Below are 6010 nucleotides of genomic sequence, written 5' to 3' on the forward strand. Positions count from 1 at the left end.
GGAGTTCCCGCCATACGCCCTCTGCGACTGGGTGCGTCGCGCTTGCCGCGCTCCGGCAGGGGCCCGCACCGACGTGTCGTAGACGAGCCTCAGGGATCACATGCACAGCAAAAGGGGTGGCCCCCGCTCGTATGAGCGGGGGCCACCCCTTCAATCAGCATTCAACCGATGCGTGAAGCCTTCACTTCGCGGCGGAAACGCGGACCTTCAGGTTCGCGGACACCTCGGTGTGGAGGCCGACGGTCACCGTGTAGTCGCCAACGGCCTTGATGGGCGAGGCGATGATGACGCGACGACGATCGATGGTCTGGCCCAGCTGCTCCTTGACCGCGTCAGCGATCGCAGCAGCGGAGACGGCGCCGAACAGGCGGCCGGAGTTGCCAACCTTGCCGGAGATCTCGACAACGGCACCCTGGAGGGCGTCGCGCACGGCGCGAGCGTCGTCGATCGTGGCGATCTCGTGGCGGCGACGAGCAGCGGCGATCTGGTCGATCTGCTTCTGCGCGCCGGCGGTCCACTTGGCGGCGAAGCCGCGGGGGACCAGGTAGTTGCGGGCGTAGCCAGCCTTGACCTCGACGACCTCGCCGGCGTGGCCGAGGTTGGGGACGTCGTGGGTGAGGATCAGTTTCGTGGTAGCCATATCAGCTGTGTCCTTCCCTTATCAGCGGCCGGTCGTGGAGTAGGGCAGCAGAGCCATCTCACGCGCGTTCTTGACGGCGCGAGCGATCTTGCGCTGCTCCTGGGTGGAAACACCGGTCACGCGGCGGGCGCGGATCTTGCCGCGGTCCGAGATGAACTTACGCAGCAGAGCGGTGTCCTTGTAGTCGATCTTTTCGATCTTGGCCGACTTCAGCGGGTTGGCCTTCTTCTTGATGGGCTTGTTGCGAAGTTGGGGCTTCGCCATGATGGTCTCCTAGTGAATCCGGGCGGACTGTGCCGCCCCAAGCGTTGTGTCTTCGACGTGGCGTCCGGCGTAGGTGCCGGGGCGCTCGACTTTAGAACGGGGGCTCGTCGCCGAAGGAGGTGGCGCCGCCAGCGGGGGCGGAGCGCCACGGGTCCTCGGGGGAGCCGCCGGTCGGTGCGCCGTAGTTGGCGCCACCCTGGCCATATCCACCCTGGCCGCCGCCGTAACCGCCGCCCTGCTGGGGCGCGCCCTGCTGGCCGCGGTTGTCGGACTGGTAGCCGCCGCCACCGGAGGGGGCGGTGCGGGTGACCTGCGCGCGTGCGCGGCGCAGGGAGGGGCCGACCTCGTCGACCTGCAGCTCAACGACCGTGCGACGTTCACCCTGCTGGGTGTCGTACGAGCGCTGGGTGAGGCGCCCCTGAACGATGACGCGCATGCCCTTACGCAGCGACTCGGCGACGTTCTCAGCGGTCTCGCGCCACACGGAGCAGCGCATGAAGAGGGTGTCGCCGTCGCGCCACTCACCGGCGTTACGGTCGTAGGTTCGGGGGGTGGAGGCCACCGTAAAATCGGCAACCGCGGCGCCGGACTGCGTCCAACGCAGTTCGGGGTCAGCGGTCAGGTTACCGATGACAGTGATGACGGTATCTCCGGCCATGTCGGCTCCTCGGGCTTAGAGGGTGTGGTGTCGGCTCAGTGAGCGTCGGGGCGCAGGAGCTTCGTACGGAGAATGGTCTCGTCGATGCCCATGCGGCGGTTGATCTCGAGAGCGACCTCGGGGGTCGTGGTCATGTCGATGACGACGTAGATGCCCTCAGAACGCTTGAGGATGTCGTAAGCAAGGCGGCGCTTGCCCCAGACGTCAACGTTCTCGACGGATCCGCCGTTGGCAGCCACGGGTGCCAGGTACTTCTCCATCATGGGGGCGACGGTGCGCTCGTCGATCGAAGGATCGAGGATCACCATCAGTTCGTAGTTACGCACGTTGGTTCCCACCTCCTATGGTCTTTACGGTCACGGACGGTCCGTGACAGGAGGGCGTTGCGTATGGCCCGTGAGGGCCTGCTGGACCGGCCGCGGGTGCGGACAGTCCAGCAACCCACTTTACACGGGTAGGAGCGTCTTCGCTAGGGCGTTTCCGGTCACGATTGGCGCCCTCGCGACGAGGCGCGGGCCCACCCCGCCGGGACGCCGAACCCCGCGCGAAACCGGGGGTGGGGACGAGGCCTGCCCCGGCCTCGTCGATCGGCTACAGCGAGCGCGCGCCGAGCCCGTTGGTGAGTGCTCGCATGCCGGTGTAGACGGCCGAGTATGCGAGCCACACGAGCGCGAGGGCCAGCGATGGGTGCGCGGTGAGCGAGGTGGAGTGGGCGATGACCCACAGGAGGGGCGCGTACACGACCAGGTTGACGATGGCGGCGATGGCCAGGTAGCGGCCTCGGCCCGCGCCGATGAGGACGCCGTCGAGGAGGAACACGTACCCGGCGACCGGCTGGAAGAACGCGCTGACGATGATGGCGACGGTCGCGTCGTCGATGACGCCCTGGTCGGTCGTGAAAATGCGCGTGATCCAGGGCGCGGTGATCGCCAGGGCGACGCCGACGGCGACGCCGAAGCCGATGCCCCAGCGCGAGAGCGTGCGCAGGAGCGGGCGCATGGCGCCGCGCTCGCCGGTGCCGGCCGTGAATCCGGCCAGCGCCTGGGCGGCGATCGCGAGCGCGTCGAGCACGTACGCGGCGAAGGTCCACAGCGTCCACACGATCTGGTGGGCGGCCAGGGCCTGGGTGGAGATCGCGGTGACCGCACTCAGGGTCGCCAGGAGGGCGACGCGCAGGGCAAGGGTGCGCACGAGCAGCGGTGCCCCCTCGACCGCCGCGCCGAACAGACCCGAGGTGGAGGGGCGCAGGCTCACCCCCTCGCGACGAGCGGCGCGCACGATCATCCACCCGAGGAAGACCGCCATGAGCGTCTGCGTGATCGCCGTTCCCAGGCCCGACCCCGCAACCCCCATGCCGAGCGGGTACATGAGCACCCAGTTCGCCACCGCGTTGAACGCCGCGCCCGCAGACGCTGCGATCAGGGGAGTGCGCGTGTCCTGCAATCCGCGCAGGGTGCCCGTGGCCGCCAGGACGACGAACATGCCGACCAGCCCGGGCGCGGAGGCGCGCAGGTACCCCAGGGCGTGCGGCAGCGTCGCCTCGTTCGCCCCCAGCCAGGTGAGCAGGGGAGAGGCGAAAACCGCCAGGAGGATCGCGGCGAGGAGGCCGAGGCCTCCCGCCAGCCACATGGCCTCGACCCCCGAGCGAACCGCAAGATCGCGCCGCCCAGCCCCCAGGTGACGCCCCGCCAAGGACGTCGTCGAGTAAGCGAGGAAGATGAAAAGCCCGACCGCCGTGTTCAACACGGTCGACGCGACACCCAGGCCCGCCAGCTGCGGGGTCCCCAGGTGACCGACCATCGTCGAATCGATGACGGTAAACAGCGGCTCGGCGATGAGAGCCCCCAAGGAGGGCAGCGCGAGCGACAGGATCATCCGCGTCGTGATCGTCGGCGTCGACGAGGCCGGGGCCTCCTCACGCTTCGATGGTGAGGTCGGGTCGCTGGGTCCCTGTGTGCTCGTCATGACACGCTCCGATTTCCTTATCCACAATGTGTGCACAGGCCTGTGGAAAGCCGTGTACGGGGAAATTCTAGACGGCCCAATGAATGACAACGATGTGACTGTGATGAGCATATCTGCCCTGACAGATCGGTCATTTCACGTTGTGCACAGGCGCTGTCGGCGTTGTGCACAGGTTATCCACAATATGTGCACATGCCCGTGCACAGCGCCGGTCGCGCAATCTCCTACAACGCGTTAGTCTTCGCCTGAAGGCCCTCTATCCACAGGGGTCCCGACCGCGCTCGCGGCACTCAGCCCGGCCCCGGCCTCGTCCCTACACGCCCGCGGACCCGAAAGGATCACGATGTCCGACGACCAATTCGACCGCGTCCCCCCGCAGGACATCGACGCGGAGATGAGCGTCCTCGGATCGATGATGCTGACGACCGAGGCCGCCAACGTCGTCTCCGAGATGCTGCGCGGGCAGGACTTCTACCAGCCCAGCCACGAGACCATCTTCGACACCATCGTCGAACTCAACGGCCGCGCCGAACCCGCCGACGCGATCACCGTCGCCGGCGAACTCAAACGCGCGGGCCTCCTGTCGAAGGTCGGCGGCGCCGCCTACCTGCACACACTCATCGCCTCCGTGCCCACCGCCGCGAACGCCGCCTACTACGCGCGCATCGTGCGCGAGCGGGCCATCATGCGCCGCCTCGTCACCGCGGGCACGCGCGTCGTCCAGCTCGGCTACGCGGACGCCGGCGGCGACGTCGACGAGATCGTCGACCAGGCCCAGGCCGAGGTCTACGCCGTCTCCGACGGGCGCGAAACCACCGACTACGTCTCCATGACGCAGATGAGTTCGGACATCCTCAACGCCCTCGAAGACATCGAGAAGAACCAGGGCAAGCTCAACGGCGTGCCCACCGGCTTCACCGACCTCGACGAGCTTACCCAGGGCCTGCACGGCGGTCAGATGATCATCGTCGCCGCCCGACCCGCCATGGGTAAGTCCACACTCGCCCTGGATTTTTGCCGATCGGCGTCCATGAAGCACGGCATCACGTCGCTGATCTTCTCGCTGGAAATGAGCTCGCAAGAAATCGCGATGCGCATGCTCTCCGCCGAATCCGGCGTACGCCTGTCCAAGATGCAGGCCGGCAAGATGAGCGACGTCGACTGGCGCAAGGTCGCCGAAACCACCTCGCGCATGAGCGAGGCACCCCTGTACGTCGACGACTCCGCGAACATCACGATCTCGGAGATCCGCTCGAAGTGCCGACGCCTCAAGCAGCAGGAAAACCTGGGCCTCGTCGTCATCGACTACCTCCAGCTGATGACGAGCGGCCGCCAGGTCGAGTCGCGTCAGCAGGAAGTCTCCGCGATGTCGCGAAACCTGAAGCTCCTGGCCAAGGACCTCGACATCCCGGTCATCGCGGTCGCACAGCTGAACCGTAACTCCGAGGGCCGCACCGACCGCAAGCCCATGATGAGCGACCTGCGTGAATCCGGGTCGCTCGAGCAGGACGCGGACATCATTATTCTGCTGCACCGCCCCGACTACTACGACAAGGAAGACCGCCCCGGCGAGGCCGACATCATCGTCGCCAAGCACCGCGCCGGCGCGACCGCGACCGTCACCGCCCTCTTCCAGGGCGACATGGCGCGCTTCGTCAACTACACGGGACGCCCCGAGCCTGGCGGCGGAGGAGAGTAGCGGGCGGTTCGCCCGGGCCGCTGGTGTTCCGGGCCCCGCCTGATCTCCGGCCGCCGCGTGGCTGGTGTGTTTTGGTCTGGCCGCTGTGTGTGCCGGTGGGCGGCGGCCCGCCCGCGAGCCGTCCGCGCTGCGTGTTGTTGCTTGGGGCGCCGCCGGTGTTCCGGGCACCGTCGGCCCCGGCCGCCCGCGAGATCGCCACACGCGAGCTTCGCTCGGAGTGGTCGATCTCGAGGCCCGCCCTGGCCCTCCGGACCCTCCGGCGCCCTTCACACCAGTGGCGCCTGTTTGCTGGTGGCTGGTTCGGCGCGTTTTCCGCCCTGGCCCTGCCGCCGCCCACCGGCACCGCAGCCAGGCCCTCCGGCCCCTCCGGCACCCTCCACACCGGCGGCGCTGTGTCGCTGTGCGTGGCTAGCGCGCTCACCCCCTAGCAATTTCGCATGCAATTCCCCCACGACTCTTTCAAACTATGAATTTGTAGTGTTGGAATTCCAACGTTTTCAGACTTTGTTGAAACTTCATCCAATCGAATTGCATGCGACTTTTGCTTGGTGCGCTGTCTCGGAGCCTGGCCAGGCTCTGCGGCCGCCCACCGGCACCGCAGCCAGGCTCAGCAGGCCCCGTAGCGGCCTCCAATCGGGCGGCGCTGCGTCGCTGTGCGTGGCTAGCACGCTCATCGCTCACCCCTAGCAATTTCGCATGCAATTCCCGGCTCTTCGCATTTGAGGGTGTAGGTGTTGTGGGCGGGGTTGGGCGTGTCGTGGCCGGGTAGGGGTCGAGGTCTTCC

7 protein-coding genes are annotated in these 6010 nt (G+C 67.4%); 2 read left to right on the top strand and 5 right to left on the bottom strand.

Annotation, left to right across the window (positions count from 1 at the left end; all coding sequences use genetic code 11):
* Window positions 1–181: 181 nt before the first annotated feature.
* From rplI to QP415_RS04525, 5 genes are all read right to left on the bottom strand, one after another.
* Window positions 182–640: a 50S ribosomal protein L9 gene (gene rplI, locus QP415_RS04505; RefSeq protein ID WP_004565448.1), complete on the bottom strand. Its 459-nt coding sequence runs from the start codon at window positions 638–640 to the stop codon at window positions 182–184.
* Between the two features lie 21 nt (window positions 641–661).
* Entirely contained in the window at window positions 662–904 is a 243-nt protein-coding gene (gene rpsR, locus QP415_RS04510) for a 30S ribosomal protein S18 (protein ID WP_003791435.1), read from the bottom strand.
* 91 nt (window positions 905–995) lie between these two features.
* Window positions 996–1562, bottom strand: a complete 567-nt coding sequence (locus tag QP415_RS04515) for a single-stranded DNA-binding protein (protein ID WP_003791437.1) — start codon at window positions 1560–1562, stop codon at window positions 996–998.
* 35 nt (window positions 1563–1597) lie between these two features.
* Window positions 1598–1888, bottom strand: a complete 291-nt coding sequence (gene rpsF / locus QP415_RS04520; RefSeq protein ID WP_007589137.1) for a 30S ribosomal protein S6 — start codon at window positions 1886–1888, stop codon at window positions 1598–1600.
* A 265-nt stretch (window positions 1889–2153) separates the two neighbouring features.
* The gene (locus QP415_RS04525) at window positions 2154–3527 is read right to left on the bottom strand and encodes an MATE family efflux transporter (RefSeq protein ID WP_285099007.1); all 1374 of its coding nucleotides are present in this window, start codon (window positions 3525–3527) and stop codon (window positions 2154–2156) included.
* A gap of 343 nt (window positions 3528–3870) precedes the next feature.
* Here QP415_RS04525 and dnaB point away from each other — a divergent pair, with 343 nt between their 5' ends.
* Entirely contained in the window at window positions 3871–5226 is a 1356-nt protein-coding gene (gene dnaB / locus QP415_RS04530; protein ID WP_285099008.1) for a replicative DNA helicase, read from the top strand.
* Window positions 5227–5381: 155 nt separating this feature from the next.
* Window positions 5382–5654 (top strand): hypothetical protein, encoded by a 273-nt coding sequence (locus tag QP415_RS04535; RefSeq protein WP_285099009.1) that lies wholly within the window; start codon window positions 5382–5384, stop codon window positions 5652–5654.
* Window positions 5655–6010 lie beyond the last annotated feature (356 nt).

The organism is Pauljensenia sp. UMB3104 (assembly GCF_030217285.1).
Lineage (GTDB): Bacteria > Actinomycetota > Actinomycetes > Actinomycetales > Actinomycetaceae > Pauljensenia.